At 72.1% G+C, this 24839-nt stretch carries 24 protein-coding genes; 7 read left to right on the forward strand and 17 right to left on the reverse strand.

The features are described 5' to 3' along the window. The first annotated feature begins 42 nt into the window (after positions 1-42). On the forward strand, positions 43-486 hold the full coding sequence (locus HNR68_RS20465) for a nuclear transport factor 2 family protein (RefSeq protein ID WP_179723386.1): 444 nt from the start codon (positions 43-45) through the stop codon (positions 484-486). A 256-nt stretch (positions 487-742) separates the two neighbouring features. Here HNR68_RS20465 and HNR68_RS20470 read toward each other — a convergent pair whose 3' ends face one another. Then, a complete protein-coding gene (locus HNR68_RS20470) occupies positions 743-1969 on the reverse strand; it encodes a cytochrome P450 (RefSeq protein ID WP_179723387.1) in 1227 nt (408 codons plus the stop codon). 207 nt (positions 1970-2176) lie between these two features. On the opposite strand from HNR68_RS20470, the gene HNR68_RS20475 reads away from it, so the two are divergent. Further along, complete coding sequence (locus HNR68_RS20475; protein ID WP_179723388.1) at positions 2177-3313, forward strand: steroid 3-ketoacyl-CoA thiolase; 1137 nt, start codon at positions 2177-2179, stop codon at positions 3311-3313. 41 nt (positions 3314-3354) lie between these two features. Here the strand turns inward: HNR68_RS20475 and HNR68_RS20480 are convergent, their stop codons facing one another. The 9 genes from HNR68_RS20480 to HNR68_RS20520 form a co-directional block, all read right to left on the reverse strand. Continuing rightward, on the reverse strand, positions 3355-3786 hold the full coding sequence (locus tag HNR68_RS20480; protein ID WP_246330499.1) for a helix-turn-helix domain-containing protein: 432 nt from the start codon (positions 3784-3786) through the stop codon (positions 3355-3357). A 52-nt stretch (positions 3787-3838) separates the two neighbouring features. Beyond that, positions 3839-4396 (reverse strand): 3-hydroxy-9,10-secoandrosta-1,3,5(10)-triene-9,17-dione monooxygenase reductase subunit, encoded by a 558-nt coding sequence (gene hsaB, locus HNR68_RS20485; protein ID WP_179723389.1) that lies wholly within the window; start codon positions 4394-4396, stop codon positions 3839-3841. Further along, positions 4393-5292 (reverse strand): iron-dependent extradiol dioxygenase HsaC, encoded by a 900-nt coding sequence (gene hsaC / locus HNR68_RS20490; RefSeq protein WP_179723390.1) that lies wholly within the window; start codon positions 5290-5292, stop codon positions 4393-4395. The genes hsaB and hsaC overlap by 4 nt, the downstream gene beginning before the upstream one ends. Before the next feature lie 28 nt (positions 5293-5320). Beyond that, entirely contained in the window at positions 5321-6181 is an 861-nt protein-coding gene (gene hsaD / locus HNR68_RS20495; RefSeq protein WP_179723391.1) for a 4,5:9,10-diseco-3-hydroxy-5,9,17-trioxoandrosta-1(10),2-diene-4-oate hydrolase, read from the reverse strand. Beyond that, positions 6178-7350, reverse strand: a complete 1173-nt coding sequence (hsaA, locus tag HNR68_RS20500) for a 3-hydroxy-9,10-secoandrosta-1,3,5(10)-triene-9,17-dione monooxygenase oxygenase subunit (protein WP_179723392.1) — start codon at positions 7348-7350, stop codon at positions 6178-6180. The genes hsaD and hsaA overlap by 4 nt, the downstream gene beginning before the upstream one ends. A gap of 79 nt (positions 7351-7429) precedes the next feature. After that, entirely contained in the window at positions 7430-8467 is a 1038-nt protein-coding gene (gene dmpG, locus HNR68_RS20505) for a 4-hydroxy-2-oxovalerate aldolase (protein ID WP_179723393.1), read from the reverse strand. After that, on the reverse strand, positions 8464-9336 hold the full coding sequence (locus HNR68_RS20510; protein WP_343050477.1) for an acetaldehyde dehydrogenase (acetylating): 873 nt from the start codon (positions 9334-9336) through the stop codon (positions 8464-8466). Before HNR68_RS20510 ends, dmpG begins: the two co-directional genes overlap by 4 nt. A 150-nt stretch (positions 9337-9486) precedes the next feature. Continuing rightward, positions 9487-10275 (reverse strand): 2-keto-4-pentenoate hydratase, encoded by a 789-nt coding sequence (locus HNR68_RS20515; RefSeq protein ID WP_179723395.1) that lies wholly within the window; start codon positions 10273-10275, stop codon positions 9487-9489. Further along, positions 10262-11857: an FAD-binding protein gene (locus HNR68_RS20520; RefSeq protein WP_179723396.1), complete on the reverse strand. Its 1596-nt coding sequence runs from the start codon at positions 11855-11857 to the stop codon at positions 10262-10264. The genes HNR68_RS20515 and HNR68_RS20520 overlap by 14 nt, the downstream gene beginning before the upstream one ends. Before the next feature lie 144 nt (positions 11858-12001). Here HNR68_RS20520 and kstD point away from each other — a divergent pair, with 144 nt between their 5' ends. From kstD to HNR68_RS26965, 4 genes are read left to right on the forward strand one after another with little or no spacing between them, the layout of a single operon-like run. Continuing rightward, positions 12002-13678, forward strand: coding sequence for a 3-oxosteroid 1-dehydrogenase (gene kstD, locus HNR68_RS20525; protein ID WP_179723397.1), 1677 nt, complete (start codon positions 12002-12004; stop codon positions 13676-13678). Beyond that, a complete protein-coding gene (locus HNR68_RS20530; protein WP_179723398.1) occupies positions 13675-14811 on the forward strand; it encodes a 3-ketosteroid-9-alpha-monooxygenase, oxygenase component in 1137 nt (378 codons plus the stop codon). The genes kstD and HNR68_RS20530 overlap by 4 nt, the downstream gene beginning before the upstream one ends. Then, entirely contained in the window at positions 14811-15158 is a 348-nt protein-coding gene (locus HNR68_RS20535) for a hypothetical protein (protein ID WP_179723399.1), read from the forward strand. The genes HNR68_RS20530 and HNR68_RS20535 overlap by 1 nt, the downstream gene beginning before the upstream one ends. A 39-nt stretch (positions 15159-15197) precedes the next feature. Beyond that, positions 15198-16421 (forward strand): ferredoxin--NADP reductase, encoded by a 1224-nt coding sequence (locus tag HNR68_RS26965; RefSeq protein ID WP_246330500.1) that lies wholly within the window; start codon positions 15198-15200, stop codon positions 16419-16421. Between the two features lie 768 nt (positions 16422-17189). Here HNR68_RS26965 and HNR68_RS20545 read toward each other — a convergent pair. From HNR68_RS20545 to HNR68_RS20565, 5 genes are all read right to left on the reverse strand, one after another. Continuing rightward, a complete protein-coding gene (locus tag HNR68_RS20545; RefSeq protein WP_179723400.1) occupies positions 17190-18362 on the reverse strand; it encodes a lipid-transfer protein in 1173 nt (390 codons plus the stop codon). Beyond that, positions 18359-18784 (reverse strand): MaoC family dehydratase, encoded by a 426-nt coding sequence (locus HNR68_RS20550; RefSeq protein ID WP_246330501.1) that lies wholly within the window; start codon positions 18782-18784, stop codon positions 18359-18361. Before HNR68_RS20550 ends, HNR68_RS20545 begins: the two co-directional genes overlap by 4 nt. 67 nt (positions 18785-18851) lie before the next feature. After that, positions 18852-19799, reverse strand: a complete 948-nt coding sequence (locus tag HNR68_RS20555) for a bifunctional MaoC family dehydratase N-terminal/OB-fold nucleic acid binding domain-containing protein (protein WP_179723401.1) — start codon at positions 19797-19799, stop codon at positions 18852-18854. Positions 19800-19811: 12 nt separating this feature from the next. Next, positions 19812-20984: an acyl-CoA dehydrogenase family protein gene (locus HNR68_RS20560; protein WP_179723402.1), complete on the reverse strand. Its 1173-nt coding sequence runs from the start codon at positions 20982-20984 to the stop codon at positions 19812-19814. Between the two features lie 12 nt (positions 20985-20996). Continuing rightward, entirely contained in the window at positions 20997-22031 is a 1035-nt protein-coding gene (locus HNR68_RS20565) for an acyl-CoA dehydrogenase family protein (RefSeq protein ID WP_179725303.1), read from the reverse strand. 194 nt (positions 22032-22225) lie between these two features. On the opposite strand from HNR68_RS20565, the gene HNR68_RS20570 reads away from it, so the two are divergent. Continuing rightward, complete coding sequence (locus tag HNR68_RS20570) at positions 22226-22909, forward strand: class I SAM-dependent methyltransferase (RefSeq protein WP_343050286.1); 684 nt, start codon at positions 22226-22228, stop codon at positions 22907-22909. 145 nt (positions 22910-23054) lie between these two features. Here the strand turns inward: HNR68_RS20570 and HNR68_RS20575 are convergent, their stop codons facing one another. Together HNR68_RS20575 and HNR68_RS20580 are read right to left on the reverse strand one after the other, a co-directional pair. Further along, positions 23055-24128, reverse strand: coding sequence for a glucosidase family protein (locus tag HNR68_RS20575; RefSeq protein ID WP_179723403.1), 1074 nt, complete (start codon positions 24126-24128; stop codon positions 23055-23057). Beyond that, the gene (locus HNR68_RS20580; RefSeq protein ID WP_343050478.1) at positions 24115-24837 is read right to left on the reverse strand and encodes a class I SAM-dependent methyltransferase; all 723 of its coding nucleotides are present in this window, start codon (positions 24835-24837) and stop codon (positions 24115-24117) included. The genes HNR68_RS20575 and HNR68_RS20580 overlap by 14 nt, the downstream gene beginning before the upstream one ends. Positions 24838-24839 lie beyond the last annotated feature (2 nt).

Raw genomic sequence — 24839 nt, forward strand, 5'->3', positions numbered from 1 at the left:
GGCGGGGCACGGCTCGAACGCACCGGTGATGGGAGGGAATCGATGGTCGAGGGAGTGCACTGGTCGGCCAGCACCGAGCCGCACCCGGCGCGCGAGGCGGCGCTGAAGTCGATGAGCGCGGTGACCCGGGGCGCGAAGGACGAGTGGGTGGCGCTGTTCACCCCGGACGGCGTGGTGGAGGACCCGGTCGGGCCGTCGGTCTTCGACCCGGAGGGGTTCGGCCACCACGGCCACGACGGCATCGCGGCGTTCTGGGACGTCGCGATCGCCCAAGCCTCCCGGATCGAGTTCCACATCCACGACTCGTTCGCGGCCGGCCGCGAGGTCGCCAACGTCGGCAGCATCACGACGTACCTGCCGGACGGCAACGTCATGGACGCCGAAGGGGTGTTCGTCTACCGCGTCGACGAGTCGGGTCTCATCCGCTCCATGCGCGCCTTCTGGGAGTTCGACCGCGCCACGGCCACCCTCCGCCCCGCCGAGTGACGACACGAGGTGGAGGGCACTTCTCGCCGACCGGGTTGGCGGAAGGTGCCCTCCACCCTTCACCCACACGCGTCCCCGCCCCGGCGGCTACGCGACTCCGAAGGGAGCCGCTCACCACCGCGCAGCACCGGAACCGGTCCCCACCACGCAGCCCAGAACAACGCCGCTCCCCACCACGCCGCGCCGGGAGCCGACCCGCACCACCCAGCGCCGCAGGCGTGGAGTCCGCCTGCGGCGCTGGGGTGTGGGGTGTCGGTCAGGCGTACTGGACCTGGACCTCCTTGATGCCGTTGAGCCAGCCGGAGCGGAGGCGGCGGGGTTCGCCGACCCGCTTGATGTCCGGCATGTGGTCGGCGATCGCGTTGAAGATGAGGTCGATCTCCAGCCGCGCCAGGTTCGCGCCGAGGCAGTAGTGGGCACCGGTGCCGCCGAAACCGACGTGCGGGTTCGGGTCGCGGGTGATGTCGAAGCGCTCCGGCTCGTCGAAGACCTCCGGGTCGAAGTTCGCCGAGCTGTAGAACAACCCCACGCGCTGGCCCTTCTTGATCGGCACACCGCTGATCTCGGTGTCGGCCAGGGCGGTGCGCTGGAACGCCACCACCGGGGTCGCCCAGCGGACGATCTCGTCGGCGGTGGTGCTCGGACGCTCGCGCTTGTACAGCTCCCACTGGTCCGGGTGGTCCAGGAAGGCGAGCATGCCGTGGGTGATGGCGTTGCGGGTGGTCTCGTTGCCCGCCACCGCCAGCAGGATCACGAAGAAGCCGAACTCGTCGGCGGTCAACGCGTTGCCGTCGATGTCGGCCTGGACGAGCTTGGTGACGATGTCGTCCATCGGGCACGTGCGCCGTTCCTCGGCCATGGTGCTGAAGTAGCCGAGCATCTCCGCGGCCGCGGCGGTGGGTTCGATGTCGTACTCGGGGTCGTCGTAGCCGACCATCTGGTTCGACCACTCGAAGATCTCCTTGCGGTGCTCCTGCGGCAGGCCCAGCAGTTCCGCGATCGCCTGCAGCGGCAGCTCGCAGGCCACGTCGGTGACGAAGTCCCCGGTGCCGTTGGTGCGGGCCTCGGCGACGATGTGCTCGGCCCGCTCCTGCAGCGCCGCCTTGAGGCTGTTGATGGCGCGCGGGGTGAACCCGCGCTGCACGATCTGCCGCACCTTGGTGTGCTGCGGCGGGTCCATGTTGAGCATGATGAAGCGCTGCATCTCGATCTGGTCGCGCGTCATGCTGTCGTTGAACCGGATGATCGCGGTGTTCTCCCAGGTGGAGTAGATGTCGGAGCGCCGTGAGACCTCCTTGACGTCGGCGTGTCTGCTCACCACCCAGAACCCGCCGTCGTCGAAGCCGCCGCACCGGTTGGGCTGCTCGTTCCACCACACCGGCGCGGTCCTGCGCAGTTCGGCGAACTCCTCCAGCGGTAGCCGCTCGGCGAGCAGGTCGGGATCGGTGAAGTCGAAGCCCTCCGGGATGCGCGGTGCGACCACGGCTACCTCCTACGCGAGAATCCGATCAAGAACTGAAACGAGTTCTATGCTAGAGAGAAGCACATTCCTCGCGCCCAGTAAACCCCTGTAACTCGCGCCTGATCGAGCAAGAGGCGAATTCATCCGCTCGCGCGCGGCGAACACCTTGTCGAACAAAAGGAACATGTTCTAGTTTTGATCGACACTGCTGTGCGAAGGGAGGACCAGGTGGGCAACCCGGTGATCGTGGACGCGGTCCGCACCCCGATCGGCAAGCGCCGCGGCCGGCTCTCCGGCCTGCACGCGGCCGAGATCCTCGGCGTGGTGCAGCGCGGCCTGCTCGACCGCACCGGCCTCGACGCCACCGAGGTCGACCAGGTGATCGGTGGCTGCGTGACCCAGGCCGGCGAGCAGTCCAACAACGTCACGCGCACCGCGTGGCTGCACTCCGGCCTGCCGCACCACGTCGGCTGCACCACCGTCGACGCCCAGTGCGGCTCGGCGCAACAGGCCACGCACCTCATCGCCGGGCTCATCGCCGCCGACGCGGTGCGCGTCGGCGTCTCCTGCGGCGTGGAGGCGATGAGCCGGGTCCCGCTGCGCAGCAACCTCGGTACCGACGTCGGCACGCCGCGACCGGACAGCTGGGACATCGACCTGCCGAACCAGTTCCTGGCGGCCGACCGGATCGCCGCCCGCCGCCAGCTGACCCGCGAGGACGTCGACGCCTTCGGGTTGCGCTCCCAGGACCGCGCCAAGCAGGCCTGGCGGGAGGGGCGGTTCGACCGCGAGATCGTCCCGGTGCGGGTGCCCGACGGCGAGCTCGTCACCCGCGACGAGGGGCTGCGCGACACCAGCATGGAGGCGCTCGCCGGGCTGCGGCCCGTGCTGGAGGGCGGCCTGCACACCGCGGGCACGTCCTCGCAGGTCTCCGACGGCGCGGCGGCCGTGCTGCTGGCCGACGCCGACCGCGCGGCCGAGCTCGGCCTGCGCCCGCGCGCCCGCATCGTCGCGCAGTGCCTGGTGGGCGGCGAACCCTACTACCACCTCGACGGACCGGTGCAGGCCACGCAGCGGGTGCTGGAGCTCAGCGGGATGAAGCTGGGCGACATCGACCTGTTCGAGGTCAACGAGGCGTTCGCCTCGGTGGTGCTGTCCTGGGCGTCGGTGCACGAGCCGGACATGGACCGGGTCAACGTCAACGGCGGCGCGATCGCCCTCGGCCACCCCGTCGGCAGCACCGGCGCCCGGCTGATCACCACGGCCCTGCACGAGCTCGAGCGGCGCGACGCCACCACGGCCCTGATCACCATGTGCGCGGGCGGGGCGCTGGCCACCGCGACCATCGTCGAACGCCTGCGCTGACGCCGGGGCGCTCCGGGACCCCAGCCCCCGGAGCGCCGGGCTCAGGCCCGCGCTTCGTGCAGCCCGCCCTCGAGCACGGAGTCGAGCAGACGCAGCAGCTTCGCGGTCTCGCCGGGAGCGCCGAGCACCACGACCTTCAACCGGGTCCGCACCTCGTCGTAGACGGTGTGCACGCGCAGCGAGCGGGACGTCCCGCAGTCCCCGCCCACCGCGCCCAGCGCGAGGGCGCTCAGCCGGTCGGCCGCGCTCCGGTCCACGCCGTCGACCTGCACGATGCTCGACACCTCCGCCGAGGTGCCGCCGACGGGCTCCGACCGCCCGGTGAAGGCCTCCAGGGCGGCGCGCGCGATCCGGTACTGCTTGCCGATCCGCACCGCCTGGAGCCGGCCCGCGCGGATGTAGCCGCGCACCGTGCGCTCGTGCAGTCCGAGCAGGGCAGCCACCTGCTCCACCGAGTACATCTCTTCCGCCATCGCCCCGAGAAACTACTCGATCATGGAACCGGCGGCGCTCCGCAGCGGCCGGCTACATCCAGTCGTCGGGGTGCAGGCCGGTGAGGAAGGCGTCGAGGTCCGGCGGCGGTGGTTGCGACGTCGGGCCGAGCCCCGCGTAGGCACCGCGGTAGAACAGCAGCGGGCGTTCCCCGGTCGTCTCGCCCAGGGTCTCCACGCGGCCGACGACGATGTAGTGGTCCCCCGCTCCGTGCACCGCCGCCACGCTGCAGTCGATCCAGGCCAGCACGCCGTCGAGCACCGGCGCCCCGGACGGCGCCGGCCGCCAGCGCACCCCGGCGAACTTGTCCGGCGCGCTGCGGCCGAAGACCGTGCTCACCGACTGCTGGGACTCCGACAGCACGTTGACGCAGAACCACCCGGAGCGCTCCAGCACCGGCCAGGAACGGGACGTGCGCGCCGGGCAGAACAGCACTAGCGGCGGGTCCAGCGACAGCGCCGCGAAGGACTGGCAGGCGAACCCGACCGGCTGCGCCCCGTCGGAGCCGGTGATCACCACGACGCCGGTGCCGAAGTGCCCGAGCACCCGCCGGAACGCGGCCTGGTCCACCGCCACCTGTTCCACGCTCATCGGGCGCCGACGCTGAAGTCGTGGCCCCACAGGCTGACCGCGGTGCTCTCCCGCGCGATCCACTCCTCGTCGTCGACCTGGCGCCCCTCGCAGCCGAACTCCACGTCGAAACCACCAGGGGTCTTCATGTAGAACGACAGCATCAGGTCGTTGACGTGGCGCCCGAGCGTCGCCGACAGCGGCACCTTCCGGCGCATCGCCCGGTCCAGGGTCAGGCCCACGTCGTCGACGTCGGCCACCTCGACCATCAGGTGCACGATCCCGCTGGGCGTGGGCATCGGCAGGAACGCCAGGCTGTGGTGGCGCGGGTTGCAGCCGAAGAACCGCAGCCAGGCCGGCTCGCCGTCGGCCGGGCGACCGACCAGCTCCGGGGCCAGCCGCATCGAGTCGCGCAGCCGGAAGCCCAGCACGTCCCGGTAGAAGTGCAGCGCGGCGGCGTCGTCGTGGGTGGACAGCACCACGTGCCCGAGCCCCTGCTCCTCGGTGACGAACCGGTGCCCGTAGGGGCTGACCACGCGGCGGTGCTGCAGCGCCATCCCGTGGAAGACCTCCAGCCCGTTGCCGGAGGGGTCCTCGAACGTGATGAGCCCGTTCACCCGCCGGTCCGCCAGCTCCTCGGCCGTGCCCTCCTTGTAGCCGACACCGGCGGCCTCGAGCCGTCCCCTGACCTCGTCCAGCTCCTCCTCGTTGGCGACCTCCCACCCGGAGGACCCCAGCCGGTCCTGCTCGCCCGGCAGGATCACCAGCCGGGCGGGGAACTCGTCCATCCGCAGGTAGAGCGCGTCCGGGTCCGGGCCGCTGCCCTCGACCATGCCGAGCACTTTCAACCCGAACACCCGCCACGCCTCGACGTCGGTGGCTTCGATGCGCAGGTAGCCGAGCGAACGAATGCCCACGGCGGGCCTCCTCCCACGTGCCAGGACCTCAGTCGAGCAGGAAGTCCTTGGCGATCCGGTTGAACTCGTCGAACTTCTCCAGCTGGGCCCAGTGCCCGCACCGGCCGAACACGTGCAGCTGCGCGCGCGGGATCAGCTTGAGCGCGACCAGTGCGCCGTCCAACGGGTTCACCCGGTCCTCCCGCCCCCAGACCAGCAGCACGCGCTGCCGGAGCCGGTGCACCTCGCGCCACAGCAGGCCTTCCTCGTAGGTGTCCGGCTGCATGAACGACTTGCCCATGGCGCGCATGGCGGCCAGCGACTCCGGGGTGGCCGCGGCGGCGTAGCGCTCCTCGACCAGCTCCTCGGTGATCAGCGACTGGTCGTGCACCATGGTCCGCAGGAAGTCGGCGAGCTTCTCCTTGCTCGGCCCGGGCGGTGCCGCGAAGGCGCTGAGCTTGCGCACGCCCTCGGTCGGGTCGGGCGCGAACACGTTGAGGCTCAGCCCGCCCGGCCCCATCAGGACCAGCCGGCCCGCGCGGTCCGGGTGGTCGAGCGCGAAGCGGACCGCGGTGCCGCCGCCGAGGGAGTTGCCGAGCAGGTGCGCCCGCTCGATGCCGAGCTCGTCGAACAGCTCCCGCAGCGCCGAGGCGCTGTGCGTGAAGTACTGGCCGTGCTCGGTGGGCTTGTCGGACTGCCCGAACCCCGGCTGGTCAACCGCGATGGTGTGGAAGTCCTCGGCGAACACCGGGATGTTCCGGCCGAAGTTGCTCCACGCCGAGGCCCCGGGACCACCGCCGTGGAGCATGACCACAGTGGACTTCTCCGGGTCACCGGCCTCGTGGTAGTGCAGGGTCCGCCCGGACGGCAGCTTCGCGGTCCGGCTCGTGCTGTCGGAAGTGGTGGTCATACCATCGTGTCCTTCACCGGTTGGCCGAACTCTCCAGAACCGAACATCAGGTAGGCGCGTTCCAGGTCGTTGGCCGCGTGCACGCGCCCGGCGTGCGCGTCGCGCCAGAACCGCTGGATGGGCGTGCCCGTCCACAGCGCGCGACCACCGGAGTTCTCGAAGAGCCGGTCCACCGCCGAGATCGCCCGCGCGGTGCCGCGCACCTGGTCCCGGCGGGCGCGCAGCCGCAGCGAGAACGGGATCTCCTCACCGGCCTTCGCCAGCTCGTACTCCTCGGCGAGGTTGTGGGTCAGCTGCAGCCACGCCGCGTCGATCTCGCTGGCCGCCTCGGCGATGCGGACCTTGGCGAACGGGTCCTCCTTGACCTTCTCCCCCGCGAACGCCGCCCGGACGCGCTTGACCTGGTGCTCCACGTGCGCGTCGTAGGCGCCCTGGGCCATGCCGATGATCGGGGCGGTGATGGTCGACGGGTGCACCGTGCCCCACGGCATGCGGTACAGCGGCGCGGGGTTGACCTCGTGGCCCGGGCACCGGTTCTTCGACATCGCGAGGAAGCTCAGCGCGCGGTGCCGCGGGACGAACGCGTTCTCCACCACGAGGTCGTTGCTGCCCGTGCCGCGCAGGCCCACGGTGTCCCACACGTCCTCGATCCGGTAGTCACCGAGCGGCAGCAGGTAGGTGCAGAAGTCCACCGGCTTGCCCTCGGCGTCCTCCACCGGGCCGCCGACGAACGCCCACGTGGCGTGGTCGCAGCCGGAGGAGAAGCTCCAGCGCCCGTTGAGCAGGTAGCCGCCGTCGACCAGCTTCGCCTTGCCCATCGGCGCGTAGGAGGAGGAGATCCGGGTGTTCGGGTCCTCGCCCCACACCTCGTCCTGGGCCTGCTGCGGGAAGAGCGCCAGGTGCCACGGGTGCACGCCGAGGATGGAGGCCACCCACCCGGTCGATCCGCAGGCGCTGCCGAGGAGCTTGACCGCGGTGTAGAACTCCACCGGGTCGGCCTCGTACCCGCCGTAGCGTTCCGGTTGCAGCAGCGAGAAGAACCCGGTCTCCTGCAGGTCCGCGATGGTCTCGTCCGGGATCCGGCGCAGTTCCTCGGCTCGCTGCGCCCGCTCCCGCAGGTCCGGCAGCAGTCCCCGCACCCGCTCCACGACTGCTCGACTGTCCTTCATCGGCGCTCCCGTTCCCACACAGGCTAGAACATGTTCTCGTTCGTTGTCGACGGGCTCGGGGCCCGCTCCCGGGATCTCGTCACGAACTCCGCCGCAGTTCCAGGGCGATGTCGATGAGCTGGTCCTCCTGACCGCCGACCAGCTTGCGCTCCCCCGCCTTGACCAGCAGCTGGGCTTCGCTGACGCCGTAGCGCTCCGCTTGGCGCGCGGCGTGCTTGAGGAAGCTGGAGTACACCCCGGCGTAGCCCATCACCAGCGCCGAGCGGTCCAGCAGGCACTCCTCCGGCATGGCCGGGCGCACCACGTCCTCGGCGGCGTCGGTGATGGCGAAGAAGTCCACGCCGGTGCGGATGCCGAGCTTGTCGCACACCCCCACGAACGCCTCCACCGGCGTGTTGCCCGCGCCGGCGCCGAAACGCCGTGCGCTGCCGTCGATCTGCACCGCCCCGGCACGCGCCGCCGCCACCGAGTTGGCCACCGCGACACCGAGGTTCTCGTGTCCGTGGAACCCGACCTGCGCCTCGTCGCCGACCTCCGCGACCAGCGCGGCGACCCGCTCGGACACCTGTTCCAGCACCAGCGCGCCGGCCGAGTCGACCACGTAGACGCACTGGCAGCCGGCGTCGACCATGATCCGCGCCTGCGCGGCCAGCACCTCCGGCGGCTGCGAGTGCGCCATCATGAGGAACCCGACGGTCTCCAGGCCGAGGTCCCGCGCCAGGCCGAAGTGCTGCACCGACACGTCGGCCTCGGTGCAGTGGGTGGCGATCCGGCACACCGCGGCGCCGTTGTCCCGGGCCACCACGATGTCGTCCTTGACGCCGACGCCGGGCAGCATGAGCACGGCGATCTTGGCCCGCTGCGCGGTCTCCGCGGCGATGGTGATGAGCTCCTGCTCCGGCGTGCGGGAGAAGCCGTAGTTGAACGACGACCCGCCGAGCCCGTCGCCGTGGGTCACCTCGATCACCGGCACGCCCGCACCGTCCAGCGCGGCGACGATGTCGCGCACCTCGGTGGCGGTGAACTGGTGGCGCTTGTGGTGCGAGCCGTCGCGCAGCGAGGTGTCGGTGATGCGCACGTCGAGGGTGTCCGAATAGGACTTCGCGAGACCGGTCATCGCAGTGCCTCCCTCTGCACGAGCTGTTCGGCCACCCGCACCGCGGCGGCGGTCATGATGTCGAGGTTCCCCGAGTACGGCGGCAGGAAGTCGCCCGCGCCCTCGACCTCGACGAAGATCGCCACCCGCGCCGTGCCGCCGGTGGCGGCCGACGGCGGGTCGAACTGGGGCTCGGCGAGCAGCCGGTAGCCGGGCACGTACTCGGCGATCTCGGCGGCCATCCGCTCGACGGAGGCGGCGATCGCGTCGGTGTCGGCGTCGTCGGGGATCGCGCAGAAGATGGTGTCGCGCATGATCACCGGCGGGTCGGCCGGGTTGAGCACGATGATCGCCTTCCCGCGCCGCGCCCCGCCGAGCACCTCGATCCCGGTGCTGGTCGTGCGGGTGAACTCGTCGATGTTGGCGCGGGTTCCGGGGCCCGCCGACACCGAGGCCACCGAGGCCACGATCTCGGCGTACTCGACCGGCACCACCCGCGAGACCGCGTGCACCACCGGGATGGTGGCCTGGCCACCACAGGTGATCAGGTTGAGGTTCGGCGCGTCGAGGTTCTGGTCCAGGTTCACCGGCGGCACCACGTACGGCCCGACCGCCGCCGGGGTGAGGTCGATGGCGCGGATGCCGGCTTCGGCGTAGCGGGGCGCGTTGGCCCGGTGCACCCCGGCCGAGGTGGCCTCGAAGACCAGGTCGGGCCGGTGGTTGTCCAGCAACCAGTCAACACCCTCGGCGCTGACCGTCACGCCCAGGTCCGCGGCCCGCCGCAGCCCGGCGCTGTCCGGGTCGATGCCGACCATCCACCTCGGTTCGATGTGCGGGGAGCGGACCAGCTTGTGCAGCAGGTCCGTCCCGATGTTGCCGGACCCGACGATCGCCGCCGTCGCGGTGCCGCCCCGGTGGCCCGTTTCCCTCTCGCGTTCCGCGGTTCCTGGTGTCTGGTTCACGTCACGTCCCCTGAGGTGCGGTTGGGCAGGACTGGAGTCGACGGGGGTCGTCCCACCTCCTTCCCGAGACGTCCCCGCTCATGACCGGAACTCCAGGGACACCGAGCCGAGGTCGGCCCCGGCGCACTGGAAGTCGGCCCGGAACTGCTCGCCCGGGGCGACGTCGACCGCCCTGGTGCAGGAGCCGGGGAGCACCACGTTGCCCGCGCGGAGCTGGACCCCGTAGGCGGCGACCGTGCGGGCCAGCCAGGCGACCGCCGTCGCCGGGTTGCCCAGCACCGCGTCGGACCGGCCGCGCTCCACCGGTTCCCCGTTGCGCAGCAGGGTCGCGTCGATCGCGCGGAGGTCGACGTCGCCGGGGTCGATGCGCGCGGAGCCGAGCACGAACCCCGCGGACGAGGCGTTGTCGGCGATGGTGTCGACCAGGCTGATCCGCCAGTCGACGATCCGGCTGTCGATGAGCTCGATCGCCGGCACCAGCGCCTCGGTGCCGGCCAGCACGTCGGCCTCGGTGCACCCGGTCGGCAGGTCCGCCCCGAGCAGGAACCCGACCTCCACCTCCACGCGCGGCACGCAGTAGCGGCTGACGGGCACCGGTACGTCCTCGGACAGCCGCATGCTCGCCAGCAGGTGGCCGTAGTCGGGCTCGTCGACGCCCATCATCTGCTGCATGACCGGGGAGGTCAGGCCGACCTTGTGCCCCACCACGGGTTCGTCGCGGCGCTGCACGTTGATCAGCTGGATCTGGTAGGCGTCCGCGGCGTCGAGCTGCGGGTGGGTCTCCACCAGCGGCGGGATCGGGGCGCGGTCGACCTCGGCGTCCCAGAGCCGCTGGGCGAGCTCGGCGCGTGCCTCAACGGTCAGCATCGGTCAGCTCCTTCACCGAGTGGAGTCCGGCGCGGCGGCCGGAGAAGACGCAGTCGGCCAGCGAGAGCCCGCTGACGTAGGAGTTCGAGCAGATCCCCACCGCCGAGCGCCCGGCCGCGAACAGGCCCGGCACCGGATCGCCGCGCACGTCGAGCACCTGCCCGGTGTCCTCGTCGACCCGCAGCCCGCCGAGGGTGAGCATCGGGCACGGGTAGGCCACGGTGGGGCGCACCGACAGGTCCAGCAGCGCGTACGGCGGCTGGTCCAGGACCTGCACGAACTCCGCGGGCTTGCCCGCCGGGTCGGGCTCGCCGGACCGCGCCGCCCGGTTGTGCCGCTCCACCGCGTCCGCGAGCGCGCGCGGGTCGATGCCCGCCTTCCCCGCCACGGCCTCGAGCGTGTCCCCGGTGGCCGCGGTGGCGAGCAGGTACTCCGCCTGCAACCGCTGGAACCACACGGTCTGGCTGCGGAGCTGGCTCCGGGCGGCGCGGCGCACCCGCTGGTCGATGAGCAGCCAGGCGCGCCGGCCGTGCTCCTCCACGACCTCCTGGCCGAGCGCCGCTCCGTAGCGGGACTCGTCACCGATGCGCGTCCCGCTGGGTCCCACCACCAGTCCGGACAGCAGCGCGCTGGGCGGGGTGATGAACCGCCACGCCGACACCCGGTCCAGCTTCGCCGTCGCACCGCCGACGGCCTGCCCCAGCCGGATGCCGCTGCCGTCGTCGCCCTGGGTGCCCAGCGGCAGCCCGCCGCGGTAGGCCGGTGCGTGCTCCCGGAGCATCTGCCGGTTGGCGATGAACCCCCCGGCGGCGATGACCACCGCGCGGTCGGCGTGGACGCGCAGTGGTTCCGCGCGGCGTTCGAGGCGTTCCACCTGCCGGTGCAGGACCCGGGCCAGCTTCGGCACGTACAGGCCCGGTTTGGCCGCCACCTCGCCGATCACCCGGTGCGCACGGGCAGCGGGACCGGTGAGCCGTTCGCAGTCCACGGCGCACACCCGGCCGTCGGCGTCGACGACGAGCTCCCGCGCCCGCGTCTGGGTCAGCACCCGCACGCCGGCCCGCCGCACCGCCGCGGCGAGCGCGGCGTGCAGCACCTTCCCCGACGTGCCCCGCCCCTTGGCGCGGTGACCGCGCGGCGCCGGGGGTGCGGCGTCGCGGAAGCCGCCGGCGGCTTCGCTGCCCGAGTAGTAGAGGTAGTGCCGGTTGCTCGGGTACGACGTCTTGTACGGGCACAGGCTGCCTTCGAAGGGCACGCCGTGCTGGGCCAGCCAGCGGACCATCTCGGCACTGCCCTCGCAGAACCGGCGCAACGTGCGCTCCGAGACCGCGTCCCCCACCTCCTGCCGCAGGTAGGCGAACATCGCCTCGGGCGTGTCGGAGACCCCGGCGGCGCGCTGCACGTCCGTGCCGCCCCCGGCGTAGACGACACCGCCGGACAGCGCAGTCGCCCCACCGCCGGCGAACCGGTCGAGCACCACCACCCGGGCCCCGGTGCTCGCCGCCTCCAACGCCGCGCAGGCCCCGGCCGCGCCGAAGCCGATGACCACCACATCGGCGTGCAACGTGCTGCGCTGGACCATCACGACCTCACGTCTCTGAAACAGGTTCTCCCGATCGGCTTCGCCGGACAACTGCTTGATTTCTCGCTACACCATAGCGCCACTGGCGAAGAAATCTATAACATGTTTCAGTATGGATCGCGAGTTCGGTCGCGAGGAGGTGCGATGGCCGCAGACAGGTTCGACGTCGTGGTGGTCGGCAGCGGAGCCGCCGGCATGGCGGCGGCGCTGACGGCAGCGTTGCACGGGCTCGACACCGTGGTCGTCGAGAAGGCCGCCAAGTTCGGCGGCTCCACGGCCCGGTCCGGCGGCGGTGTCTGGATCCCGAACAACCACGTCCTGGCCGCGGCCGGCATCCCCGACACCCCGGAGGCCGCCCGCGACTACCTGGCCCACATCGTCGGCGACGACGTCAGTCCCGAGCGGCAGGAGGCGTTCCTCGACGCCGGACCGCGGATGCTCGCCGAACTGCTCCCGCGCACCCCGCTGCGCATGCGCTGGGTGCCCGGCTACTCCGACTACTACCCGGAAGCTCCCGGCGGACGGGCCGGTGGGCGCTCCATCGAACCGGCCCCGCTGGACGGCCGCGTGCTCGGCGACCTGCTCGCCGACCTCGAGCCCGACTACGGCAAGGCCCCGGCGGGCATGGTGGTCACCCAGGCGGACTTCCGCTGGCTGAACCTGCTCGCCCGCCACCCCCGCGGCCCGCTCCGCGCGGTGCGCGTCGGGTTGCGCTGGATGCTCGCCCGACTCCGGCGGCAACCGCTGCTCGGCCGGGGCCAGGCGCTGGCCGCCGGGTTGCGGGCCGGGCTGCGCGACGCCGGCGTCCCGGTGTGGCTGAACACCCCGCTGGTCGACCTGCAGCACGAGGACGGGCGGGTCACCGGTGTCGTCGTCGAGCAGGACGGGCGGCCGCGCACGCTGCACGCCCGGCGCGGGATCGTGCTCGCCGCAGGCGGTTTCGAGCACAACGAGGCGATGCGCAAGCAGCACCAGCGCGATCCCATCGGCACCGACTGGACCGTGGGCGCCAAGGCCAACACCGGGGACGCCATCCTCGCCGCGCGGCGCCTCGGCGCCGCCCTGGAGCTGATGGACGACGCCTGGTGGGGACCGTCCATCCCACTGCCCGGCGGACCGTGGTTCTGCCTGGCCGAACGCACCTTGCCCGGCTGCATCATGGTCAACGGCGAGGGCGAGCGGTTCGTCAACGAGGCCGCACCCTACGTCGACGCGGTGCACGCGATGTACGGCCCCGGTGACGGGCCCGCGCGCAACGTGCCGACCTGGTTGATCGCCGACCAGCGCTACCGCAACCGGTACATGTTCGCCGGGCTCGGTCCGCGGCAGCCGTTCCCGGGGCGCTGGTACGAGCACGGCGCCATCCACCGCGCCGCCACCCTCGAGGAGCTCGCCGAACGCATCGAGGTGCCGGCCGCCGCGCTGCGCACGACCGTCGAGCGGTTCAACGGGTTCGCGCGCAGCGGCGTCGACGCCGACTTCCACCGGGGCGAGAGCGCGTACGACCACTACTACGGCGATCCGCGCAACAAGCCCAACCCGAGCCTGGCCGCCCTGGAGGTCGCGCCGTTCTACGCGGTGAAGATCGTGCCAGGCGACCTCGGCACCAAGGGCGGTCTGCGCACCGACACGCACGCGCGCGTGCTGCGCGAGGACGGCACCCCCATCGAGGGCCTCTACGCGGCGGGCAACACCAGTGCCGCCGTGATGGGCCACACCTACGCGGGGCCGGGTGCGACGCTCGGGCCGGCGATGGCGTTCGGGTACCTGGCCGCGCGGCACCTGGCAAGCGGAGCGGAACGAGCGGGAGGGACGAGATGACCGCGACGAGCAACGACGAAGTGCGCACCATCGACGTCGGCGCGCCACCCACGAGGTTCGCCCGCGGCTGGCACTGCCTGGGTCTGGCCGAACCGTTCAAGGACGGCAAGCCGCACGCGGTGGAGGCCTTCGGCACCAAGCTCGTGGTGTTCCAGGGCGAGGACGGCGAGCTCAACGTGCTCGACGCCTACTGCAGGCACATGGGCGGTGACCTCAGCCAGGGCACCGTCAAGGGCAACGCGATCGCCTGCCCGTTCCACGACTGGCGCTGGTCGGGCAACGGCCGCTGCACCGGGATCCCCTACGCCAAGCGGATCCCGCTGCGCGCCCGCACCCGCGCGTGGCTGGCGATGGAGCGCAACAAGCAGCTGTTCGTCTGGAACGACCCGGAGGGCAACCCGCCGCCGGAGCACGTCACCATCCCCGAACTGCCCGAAGTGGACTCCGGGGAGTGGAGCAACTGGACCTGGGACACGGTGCGCATCGAGGGCTCGAACTGCCGCGAGATCGTCGACAACGTGGTCGACATGGCGCACTTCTTCTACATCCACTACGCGTTCCCGACGTACTTCAAGAACGTCTTCGAGGGCCACATCGCCACCCAGTACCTGACCACGAAGGGCCGGCCGGACATCGGCGCGGGCAGCTACTCCGGTGCGGACAACCTGGTCCGCTCGGAGGCGTCGTACTACGGGCCGTCGTACATGATCGACCGGCTGTGGAACGAGTACAAGGGCTACACCATCGAGACGATCCTGATCAACTGCCACTACCCGATCACCGCGGACTCCTTCGTGCTGCAGTGGGGCGTGCTGGTCAAGAAGCTGCCCGGGCTCTCCGACGAGGACGCCGACCGGCTGGCCGCCAAGATCGCCAAGAACACCGGCGTCGGCTTCCTGCAGGACGTGGAGATCTGGCGGAACAAGACCCGGATCGACAACCCGCTGCTGTGCGAGGAGGACGGCCCGGTGTACCAGCTGCGCCGCTGGTACGAGCAGTTCTACGTGGACGCCGACCAGGTCACCGAAGACATGGTGGCGCGCTTCGAGTTCGAAGTGGACACCACGCGGGCCAACGAGGTGTGGGAGCGCGAGGTCGCGGAGAACCTGGCGCGCAAGGAGGCGCAGAGCTGATGTCGACCTGGGCCAAGGCACCCGACCTCGCCGACCGGCCGGACCAGCGGGCGGCCGTGCGCGAGAGCACGGCCGCCGACCGCGACGCCTACCTGCGGGGCGGGCTGCGTCCGGTCGAGTGCGAGCGGTGCGCGGCGACGGTGCTGGCGAAGAAGAACAGCCCGCAGCACACCAGCGTCCAGTGGAGCACCGAGAGCACCCGGCAGTGCGCGGTGTTCGCCGCGCTGGCACCGGGCGAGGTCGCGGAGTCCTGCCCCGACCTGCAGCGCAGCATCGCCGCCGCAGCCCAGGACGGCCGGCTCACCGGGGACGAGCCGGAGCCGGTCCCCGGTCCCCCGCGTCGTTGACGTGCCGATCGTCGCGGTGTTCACCCAGAGGAGCCTGTGATGCCTGAGCCTGCGCGGTTGCGGGTCGTCGCCGTCGTCGACGAGACGCCCGACAGCCGCTCGCTGGTGTTCGACGCGCCACCGGGCTGGTCCTACCGACCCGGTCAGTTCCTCACGTTGCGGATCCCCAGCGACCGCACCGGATCGGTGGCGCGCAGCTACTCGCTGTCGAGCTCCCCGCACGTGGACGACACGCTCCAGGTGACGGTGAAGCGCGCTGGGTACGGGTCGAACTGGTTGTGCGACAACGTCGTACCGGGGTCCGAAGTGGACGTCATGCCGCCGTCCGGGGGGTTCGTCCCGCGGTCGCTGGACGAGGACGCCGTGCTGCTCGCGGCGGGCAGCGGCATCACCCCGGTGATGTCCATCGCGAAGTCCGTGCTGGCGGCCGGCACCGGGCGCATCGCGCTGGTGTACGCCAACCAGCGCGAGGAGTCGGTCATCTTCGCCGACGAACTCCGCGAGATGGTGGCCCGGCACCCCGACCGGTTGCTGGTCGTGCACTGGCTGGAGTCGGTGCAGGGTCTGCCGACGACGGCGACGTTGCGCGAGCTGGTCCGGCCGTTCGCCGACCGCGAGTGCTTCGTGTGCGGGCCGAGCGGCTTCATGGACGTCGCCGAAGCCGCGCTGCGCGAGCTCGGCGTCCCCCGCGCCCGGACGCACGTCGAGCGGTTCGTCTCCCTCCGCCGCAACCCCTTCCGGCCGAAGACGCGCGAGCCGCGCGACACCGCACCTCCCGGCACGACGTCCTCCCGCACCGACCGCGGCACCGGGACCGAGCGGGAGGACGCTCCCAGCACCGGACAGCTCGTCCCGGACGCGCAGGACCACGAGACCGACGCCGGAGGCGCGGACCTGGTCACGACGGCCACCGCTCCCGAGCCGGGTGGACCGGCCACCGACAGCACTGACCACGCCGCGGACTGCCCGGAACCCCCAGCGGGGTCCGCGGACGCGACGGTCGAGGTCGAGCTCGACGGCGAGCACCACGAACTGCGCTGGCCGCGCGAGAAGCGCCTGCTCGACCTGCTGCTGGAGAACGGCGTGGCGGCCCCGTTCTCCTGCCGCGAAGGCGCGTGCAGCGCTTGCGCCTGCCGCCTGGAGACCGGCGAGGTGCGGATGCTGCAGAACGAGGTGCTCGAGCAGGAGGACCTCGACGAGGGGATCATCCTGGCCTGCCAGTCCCTCCCCCTCACCGACAAGCTCCGCATCACCTACGAATGACCCGGTCGACTGGTGGGTGAAGGGCACCCTTCGCCGGCTGGATCGGCGAAAGGGGCCCTTCACTCCGGCAGAATCACCCGATGGGGATCGGCCCACGCCCGGAACGCGCGCTCGCCGGTCCGGCCGCTCCGCCTGTGTCGCCCGACGGTGTCGGTTGCTCCGGGGCGTCGAACGGGTGTCACCGGTCCGGAGTCGCTCTTCGGTGGGAGTGGCGCGTCGCCGGATTCGTCGTCGCAGGTCACGGGCGCGCTCGCGATCGCCCGCGCGGTGCGTGCCGGGCCGTGGCGGCACCCGAGCGGTGAGCCCGCCGGGTGGGGTGGATCCCGTCTCGGCCGATCGGGGGCTGCTGCTCCGCCGAGAATTCGCCCAGAGGGCCGACCATGTGGACCTTTTCTTCGAGGCGATCTCAGCCGACTTGAAGTCCTGAGAGCACGATGATCAGGAGCGAACCCATGGGTGTCAGCGGCGCACTCCAAGCCGACCGCGCGCGATCCGGGAGCCGGACCACACCGCCCCGCGGCTGCACGAACCTCCCGCGCATGGACGAATGCCCGCAAGGCGGGGCCCACGCCCCGATCCCCAAGCAGGGCGGCGGCTTGGTCTGCATCAAGTGCGGCCAGAGCTGCTGAGCACCACCGCACCGGGGTCCGCTGCCCAGCCCGCGCTCCGCCTCACGCGCGCCGGCGCACGGACCGCCGGACGGGCGCCGTCACCGAGGGACCCGCAGACACCCAGACCACCCACCACCGGCCCGAAGCTCCGGCCGGGTCACGCCGCGGACAGCACCAGACCGCTGGTGGGGACCCCGGTGCCTGCGGTGACGAGCACGTGGTCGACGTCGGCGACCTGGTTGACCGCCGTGCCCCGGACCTGGCGGACCGCTTCCGCGATGCCGTTCATGCCGTGGATGTAGGCCTCGCCCAGTTGGCCGCCGTGGGTGTTCAGCGGCAGCCGACCGCCGAGCTCGATCGCGCCGTCGGCGATGAAGTCCTTGGCCTCGCCGCGCCCGCAGAACCCCATCTCCTCCAACTGCACCAGGACGAACGGGGTGAAGTGGTCGTAGAGGATGCCGACCTGCACGTCCTGCGGCCCGATCCCGGACTGCTGCCACAGCTGCCGGGCGACCACGCCCAGTTCCGGCAGCGACGTCAGGTCGTCGCGGTAGTAGCTGGTCATGGTGAACTGGTCCGGCCCGCTGCCCTGCGCCGCCGCGGCCACCACGGCCGGCGGGTGCGGCAGGTCGCGGGCCCGCTCCGCGCTGGTCACCACGACCGCGACCCCGCCGTCGCTCTCCTGGCAACAGTCCAGCAGCCGCAGCGGCTCGGTGATCCAGCGCGACGCCTGGTGGTCGGCCAGCGTGATCGGCCGCTGGTAGAACCAGGCGTTCGGGTTGGCCGCGGCGTGCTTGCGGTCGGCCACCGCGACCCGGCCGAAGTCCTCGCTCGTCGCGCCGTAGGCGTGCATGTAGCGCCGGGCGAACATCGCGACCTGCGCTCCGGGCGTGGCCACGCCCATCGGGTAGGACCAGCTGTTGTCCAGCCCCGTCGAGGTCGGTGCACCGGTGAGCGCGGTCTGCACCCGGCCGAAGCGGTTCCCGGAGCGCTCGTTGAACGCGCGGTAGCAGACCACCACCTCGGCCATGCCGGTCGCGACGGCCATCGCGGCCTGCTGCACCGTCGCGCACGCCGCCCCGCCCCCGTAGTGGATGCGGCTGAAGAAGCTGAGCTCCGGGATGCCCAGCTCCCGCGCCACCGCGACCTCGGTGTTGGTGTCCATGGTGAAGGTGACCAGCCCATCCACATCGGACGGTTCGAGACCGGCGTCAGCGAGCGCGGCGCGCACCGACTCGGCGGCCAGCTGGAGCTCGCTGCGCCCGGAGTCCTTGGAGAACTCCGTGGCCCCGATGCCCACGATCGCCGCGCTCCCGGAGAACCCGTTCATCCCGCCACCTCCGGCAGTTCGACCCGGACCGTGCCGCTGACGTGCGTGCCCAGGCTGTTGCGTCCCAGCACCTCCACGACCAGCACCGAGCCGTCGCGCTCCAGCACCTGGCCGTGCAGGGTCAGCACCTCGTGGGCGTAGCAAGGCACGCCGAGCTTGATCGCCACGCCGCGCACCAGCGCCTCCGGGCCCGCCCAGTCGGTCACGTAGCGCTGCACCAGGCCGGTGGTGGTGAGGATGTTGACGAAGATGTCCTTCGACCCCTTGGCCACGGCCAGGTCGCGGTCGTGGTGGACGTCCTGGAAGTCGCGCGTGGCGATGGCGGTGCTGATCACGAAGGTCGGGGTGACCTCGATGCGCTCCTCCGGGAGGGCGTCACCGATGGCGACCTCGTCCAGCGTCCTCGTGCGAGCGAGCGTCATGGCAGTCCCACCTCCTCAGTGGCGGTCAGCGCGTCCTGCGGTGGTGCGCAGCCGACGTGGGTACCGCTCATGGCTCCTCCCCGGCGGGCCGCCAGACGGGCAGTGTCAGGTCGTCGTCGACGCGCACGAAGTCGGCCTCGACCCGCTGGCCGATCTCGACCTCCTCCGGTGCGACGCCGTGCAGTTCGCCCAGCACGCGCACTCCCTCGTCGAGCTCGACCAGGGCGACCACCAGCGGCAGTTCCTTGCCCGGCACGGGCGGGTGGTGGTGCACGACGTAGCTGTAGACCTCGCCGCGGCCCTCGGAGACGAGGTGGGTGCGCTTGGTGGCGCCGCACTCCGGGCACATCGGCCCGGGCGGGTGGCGCAGCAGCCCGCACTGGCCGCAGCGCTGGATGCGCAGCTCACCGGCCGCCGTGCCTTCCCAGAAGTAGGCCGTGTCCGGGCCGATGGCGGGCCGGAGCACCGCGCTCCCCACCGCCCTGGGCTCGCTCCTCTCCGGCTGCTGCTCCGCAGGGCGGAACTTCAGCACCCGGAACAGCATCTCGGCCACCGGCTCGTCCCCGACGAACCAGGTGTTGCGGGTGGTGACGAACCAGCCCTCGCCGAGCGAGGTGGTCTTCGGCCCCACCACGCTGTCCAGCCGGGTCGTCACGGTGAGGTGCTCGCCGTGGCGCAGGTACCGGTGGTAGGTCTGCTCGCAGTTGGTCGCCACCACGGAGGTGTACCCGGCCTCGTCGAGCTCGGCCATCATCGCGTGCAGCGGGTCGTCCGGGTCGCGCTGCGGGTCCAGACCGCCCATCGTCCACACCTGCACCATCGCCGGCGGGGCCACGAGTCCACCGTGGACGGACTCGGCCGCGGCGGACTCGGAGGTGTAGACCGGGTTGCGGTCGCCGAGGGCCTCCACCCAGTTGTTGATCATCGGCAGGTTGACCGGGTCGCGCGCGGCACGGGGCGCGCTGGGCCCCCGCTCCTGGATCCGGTGGGCCGCTTCGGTGATCGAGCTGGTCATGTTCCCTCCGGCTCAGCGAGGAACTCGGGGCAGGTCGAGCCCGGCGGTGGCGATCAGTTCGCGTTGCACCTCGTTGACCCCGCCACCGAAGGTCAGCACCAGGTTCCGCTTGTAGTGGGTGTCCAACCAGGACAACAGCTCCGCGGTGTCCGGATCGGACGGATCGCCGTGCCGCCCGACCACCTCGGCCAGCAGCCGTCCCAGGTGCTGGATGCGCTCCGAGGAGAACACCTTGGTGGCCGACGCGTCCGCGATCTCCACCGGCCCCTGGGACGCGGCGGCGGCGACCTGCCAGTTCAGCAGCTCGTTGACCCGCTCGTCGGCCCGCGCCCGGGCCAGCGCGCGGCGCACGTCGGGCAGGTCGAGCAGCGGCGTGCCGTCCGGGGTGGTCCGGGTGGCGGCCCAGGCGCGCACCCGTTCGCGCAGACCCGCGATGCGCCCGGCCGGGCCGAGCATGACCCGCTCGTGGTTGAGCTGCGTGGTGATCAGCCGCCACCCGCGGTCCAGCTCGCCCACCAGCATCGACGCGGGCACCCGCACGTCCTGGTAGTAGGTGGCGTTGACGTGGTGCGCGCCCTCGCAGGTGATGATCGGCGTCCACGAGAAGCCGGGATCGCGGGTGTCGACGATGAGGATCGAGATGCCCTTGTGCTTGGGGGCGTCCGGGTTGGTCCGGCAGGCCAGCCAGATGTAGTCCGCGTCGTGCGCCCCGGTGGTGAAGACCTTCTGTCCGTTGACCACGAACTCGTCGCCGTCGCGCACGGCCGTGGTGCGCAGCGAGGCCAGGTCGGTGCCCGCGTCGGGTTCGGTGTAGCCGATCGCGAAGTGGACCTCCCCGGCCAGGATCTTGGGCAGGAAGAACTCCTTCTGCTCCGGGGTGCCGTGGGCCTGCAGCGTCGGCCCCACCGTCTGCAGCGTCACCGCGGGCAGCTGCACGTCGGCGCGGGCGGCCTCGTTGGCGAAGATGAGCTGCTCGACGTCGCCGAACCCGCGCCCGCCGTACTCCACCGGCCAGCCCACGCCGAGCCAGCCGTCGCGCCCCATCCGGCGCACCACGTCGCGGTGCGCCCGGCAGTGCCGGTCGACGGCCAGCTGCGCGCGCTCCTCCGGCGTGACGAGGGTGCTGAAGTACTCGCGGAGCTCGGCTTCGAGCGCGCGCTGCTCGGCGGTGAGTTCGATGAACATCGGCACCTCTCCTCAGGCTCGCGCCGCGAGCGCGTCCAGGCGGTGGTGCGCACCGCCGACGAGCCGGGCCAGGTCGGCGACCAGCGACGAGTAGCGGTGCAGCGGGTAGGTGACGTCGAGGCCGAGCCCGCCGTGCAGGTGGTGGCAAGTGCGCAGCAGCGGCGGGGCCTCCTCGGCCAGCCACCACGCGGCGACGTCGAGGTCCTCGGTCGCGTCGAGCCCGGAGCCCAGCCGCCAGCACGCCGAGAGCGTGGCCAGGTGCAGGGTGCGGGCGGCGACGTAGGCGTCGGCGATCTGCTGCGCCACCGCCTGGAACGCGGCCAGCGGCTTGCCGAACTGGTGCCGGGTGCGCACGTGCTCCGCGGTCAGCGCCAGGGCGCCGGCGACCGCGCCGTCCCCGAGCGCGCAGATCCCGGCGAGCGCGCAGGCGTGCAGGTCGGCCAGGGTGTCGGGTCCGCCGAGCTGCTCGGCGGGGGCACCGTCGAACCGGACCGCCCACTCGTCGCCCGAGGAGGCGCGGGTCCGGTGCAGCGTGACGCCGGGGCCCGCCGGGTCGACCAGCACGACGCGCGGACCGTCCGGGGTGCTCGCCGAGACCAGCAGCCGGTGGGCGCGGTCCACGTCCAGCACCCCGGTCTTGGTGCCGGTCACCGTCCCCCCGTCCACCGTCGTCCGCGGCTCGGCGGGCATGGGGGCCGACGGCTCGTTGAGCGCGGCGGTGAGCGGTCCGGCACCGAGCAGCGCCTCCTGCTGCTGCGGGGTGCCGTGCCGGACGACCGGCAGGACGCCGAAGGCGAGCGCGCTCAGTGCCGGCACGTCGGCCGCGGCCCGGCCGACCTCGGTGAGCACGAGCGCGGTCTCCAGCACGCCGAGCCCGGCACCGCCGAGCTGCTCCGGCACCGGCAGGGACAGCAGTCCGGCGTCCTCCAGCGCCTTCCACGCGCTCTCGTCGAAACCGGTTCCATCGCCATCGCCGGACTCCCGCCGCAGCACCTCGGCAGCCAGATCCTGGACGTCCTGCTGCGTTTCGTCGAGCGCGAAGTCCATCATCCCGCCTCACCGAGCGCCATGGAGTGAAACTTGTTCTAGTGATACCTGCCGAGCACACCCGGGCGCAAGACCCAGCGTCTCCACGGCGGCGCCGACCACCCCGGGCCCAGGGAGAACAGCTTCTACCGGAACTGCGTCGTTCAGGAGGTAGGCTCCGGGGGCACGACCACCCACCCGGCGAAGGAGCACCAGTGACGCAGGGATCGGCCACCGAACGACCGCAGCACCCCCCGATCCCGGCGGAGCTGCGCGAGCTGGCCGAGCAGGCCACCGGCTTCATGCCCGCCGACGAGGGGCAGGCGCTCTACGAGACCGCGCTGGAGCACCTGGGCACCGGGCTGGCGGTGGAGATCGGCACCTACTGCGGCAAGTCCGCGGTCTACCTCGGCGCGGCGGCCCGCCGCACCGGAGGGCGGATCGTCACGGTCGACCACCACCGTGGCTCCGAGGAGCACCAGCCCGGCTGGGAGTACCACGACCCGGCCCTGGTGGACCCGGAGGTCGGCAAGCTGGACACGTTGGGCGAGTTCCGGCGCACCATCGCCCGCGCCGGGCTGGAGGACGAGGTGACCGCGATCGTCGGCCGCTCCGGCGACGTCGCCGCGTTCTGGCGCAGCCCGCTGGCGCTGCTGTTCATCGACGGCGGGCACACCGACGAGGCGGCCAGCACCGACTACGAGGGCTGGGCGCCGTGGGTCGCCCCCGGCGGCGTCCTGGTGATCCACGACGTGTTCCCGAACCCGGAGGACGGCGGCCAGGCCCCGTACCGCATCTACTGCCGGGCTCTGGACACCGGGTCCTTCGACGAGGTCCGGGTCGTCGGCTCCCTCCGCGTCCTCCAGCGCACCTCCGGAACTCCCGGCTCCCTCCCCTGACCCGGTCAGGGTGCACGCGGTCCGCACCGGCACGTGCGCCAGCCCCGGGTGTCCGCAACTCCGGTGGGATCGGACGTCTGGTCCCCACCGGGATCACGGGCACCCGCACGGCAGGGCCCCCGCCGGGCCCCTGCGTCGCGGCGGGTCAGGTGCCGGGGACGTGCTCCAGCTCGCAGCAGGGAGGGTTCTCCAGCGGGAGCCCGGTGGGCAGCTTCTCGCCGCGGAAGATGCCGTTGCCCGGCGTCGCGCGGGACAGCGCGTCAGCCGCCAGCACCACCGCACCGGCCGTCCAGGTCGACAGCTCGACCGGCCAGCGCTTGCCGTCGGTGTAGACCAGGCCCGTCCAGTAGGAGCCGTCCGCTTCGCGCAGGTGCTGCATGGACGCCAGCAGCTCCCGCGCGCGGTCGTACTCGTCGAGGGCCTCCAGGCTCAGCACCAGCTCGCAGGTCTCCGCCCCGGTGACCCACGGGTGGTCGTCGACGCAGCGCACCCCGAGGCCGTCGACCACGAAGTCCGACCAGCGCTCCCGCAGCCGCTGCCGGCCGGCCTCGCCGCGCAGCGCACCGCCGAGCACCGGGTAGTACCAGTCCATCGAGTACCGGGTCTTCGGCGTGAACGCCTCCGGGTGGCACCGCACGACGTGGCCGAGCTGGCCGAGCGCCACCTCCCAGCCCGGCTGGGGCTGGTCCAGGTGCTCGGCCAGCGCCAGCGCGCACCGCAGGCTGTGGTGGATGCTGGAGCAGCCGGACAGCAGGGCCTCGCCGGTCGGCACCCCGGAGGCACCGATCGCCCAGTCGATCTCGCCGCGGTCGCGCTGCGCGGTGAGCACGAAGTCGATCGCCGCGCGCACCATCGGCCACATCCGCTCGGCGAACCCGTCGTCACCGCTGATCAGCACGTGGTGCCACACGCCGACCGCGGGGTAGGCGCAGAAGTTGGTGTCCGCCCCGGCGTCCTCGACGCGGCCGTCGCGCACCTGCAGCGGCCACGACCCGTCCGCGCGCTGCGTGGTGCGCAGCCACTCGTAGGCGCGCTCGGCCTCGGCCAGCAGACCGGTCGCCGACAGCGCCATCGCCGACTCGACGTGGTCCCACGGGTCCACGTGCCCGCCGGTGAACCACGGGATCGCGCCGGAGGCCAGCTGCGTCGACGCGATCGCCCGACCGGTCTGCACCGCCTGCTCAGCCGAGATCGCGCCGGGGACCTCAGGCCCCAGCACGGGCCGCCCCCGGCTTGCCCAGGTAGACCGCGATGCTCTTGCCCATGACCGGGTTCAGCAGCCGTTCCGCGGTGCGGGTGACCCACGGACCCTTCATCAGGTCCCAGACCAGGAGCTTGTGGTAGAGCTTGGGCAGCGGGTGGTCGTCGTTGTCCGTGCCCACCGCGCACTTGATCCACCAGTACGGCGAGTGCAGCGCGTGGGCGTAGTGGTGGAACACCGGGCGCAGGCCCGCGTCGCGGAGCTTGCCGATCAGCTCGCCGGTGCTGTAGATGCGCACGTGCCCGCCCTCGACCTGGTGGTACTCGTCGGACAGCGCCCAGCAGATCTTCTCCGGCCAGGCGCGCGGCACGGTGACCACCACGCGGCCGCCGGGCTTGACCACGCGGACCATCTCGCGCATGGCCTTCTCGTCCTCGGGGATGTGCTCCATGATCTCCGAGGCGATCACCACGTCGAAGTGCCCGTCGGGGAACGGCAGGTCGAGCGCGTCGCCGGAGACGGTCTGCGCGTTGGCGCCGTCGGGCACCTGGTTCTCCGCCTTCATCGCGGCGAACATGGCCGCCACGTTCTCCAGCTCCGCGACGTCCTGGTCGAAGGCGATCACGTCGGCGCCGCGGCGGTAGAGCTCGAAGGCGTGCCGCCCCGCACCGCAGCCCAGGTCCAGCACCCGCTGGCCCGCCCGCACGCCGAGCCTGTCGAAGTCCACCG

This window comes from Saccharopolyspora hordei (genome assembly GCF_013410345.1).
Classification (GTDB): Bacteria; Actinomycetota; Actinomycetes; order Mycobacteriales; family Pseudonocardiaceae; genus Saccharopolyspora; species Saccharopolyspora hordei.

What these genes read in the sequence shown, in the direction of transcription:
- HNR68_RS20535 (WP_179723399.1), top strand. Translation starts at nt 14,811, where the DNA reads ATGTCGACCTGGGCCAAGGCACCCGACCTCGCCGACCGGCCGGACCAG.
- HNR68_RS20565 (WP_179725303.1), bottom strand. Translation starts at nt 22,031, where the DNA reads ATGGACTTCGCGCTCGACGAAACGCAGCAGGACGTCCAGGATCTGGCT.
- kstD (WP_179723397.1), top strand. Translation starts at nt 12,002, where the DNA reads ATGGCCGCAGACAGGTTCGACGTCGTGGTGGTCGGCAGCGGAGCCGCC.
- HNR68_RS20515 (WP_179723395.1), bottom strand. Translation starts at nt 10,275, where the DNA reads ATGCTGACCGTTGAGGCACGCGCCGAGCTCGCCCAGCGGCTCTGGGAC.
- HNR68_RS20545 (WP_179723400.1), bottom strand. Translation starts at nt 18,362, where the DNA reads ATGAACGGGTTCTCCGGGAGCGCGGCGATCGTGGGCATCGGGGCCACG.
- HNR68_RS26965 (WP_246330500.1), top strand. Translation starts at nt 15,198, where the DNA reads ATGCCTGAGCCTGCGCGGTTGCGGGTCGTCGCCGTCGTCGACGAGACG.
- hsaB (WP_179723389.1), bottom strand. Translation starts at nt 4,396, where the DNA reads ATGAGCGTGGAACAGGTGGCGGTGGACCAGGCCGCGTTCCGGCGGGTG.
- dmpG (WP_179723393.1), bottom strand. Translation starts at nt 8,467, where the DNA reads ATGACCGGTCTCGCGAAGTCCTATTCGGACACCCTCGACGTGCGCATC.
- hsaD (WP_179723391.1), bottom strand. Translation starts at nt 6,181, where the DNA reads ATGACCACCACTTCCGACAGCACGAGCCGGACCGCGAAGCTGCCGTCC.
- hsaA (WP_179723392.1), bottom strand. Translation starts at nt 7,350, where the DNA reads ATGAAGGACAGTCGAGCAGTCGTGGAGCGGGTGCGGGGACTGCTGCCG.
- HNR68_RS20560 (WP_179723402.1), bottom strand. Translation starts at nt 20,984, where the DNA reads ATGTTCATCGAACTCACCGCCGAGCAGCGCGCGCTCGAAGCCGAGCTC.
- HNR68_RS20520 (WP_179723396.1), bottom strand. Translation starts at nt 11,857, where the DNA reads ATGGTCCAGCGCAGCACGTTGCACGCCGATGTGGTGGTCATCGGCTTC.
- HNR68_RS20480 (WP_246330499.1), bottom strand. Translation starts at nt 3,786, where the DNA reads ATGGCGGAAGAGATGTACTCGGTGGAGCAGGTGGCTGCCCTGCTCGGA.
- HNR68_RS20530 (WP_179723398.1), top strand. Translation starts at nt 13,675, where the DNA reads ATGACCGCGACGAGCAACGACGAAGTGCGCACCATCGACGTCGGCGCG.
- HNR68_RS20465 (WP_179723386.1), top strand. Translation starts at nt 43, where the DNA reads ATGGTCGAGGGAGTGCACTGGTCGGCCAGCACCGAGCCGCACCCGGCG.
- HNR68_RS20555 (WP_179723401.1), bottom strand. Translation starts at nt 19,799, where the DNA reads ATGACCAGCTCGATCACCGAAGCGGCCCACCGGATCCAGGAGCGGGGG.
- HNR68_RS20550 (WP_246330501.1), bottom strand. Translation starts at nt 18,784, where the DNA reads ATGACGCTCGCTCGCACGAGGACGCTGGACGAGGTCGCCATCGGTGAC.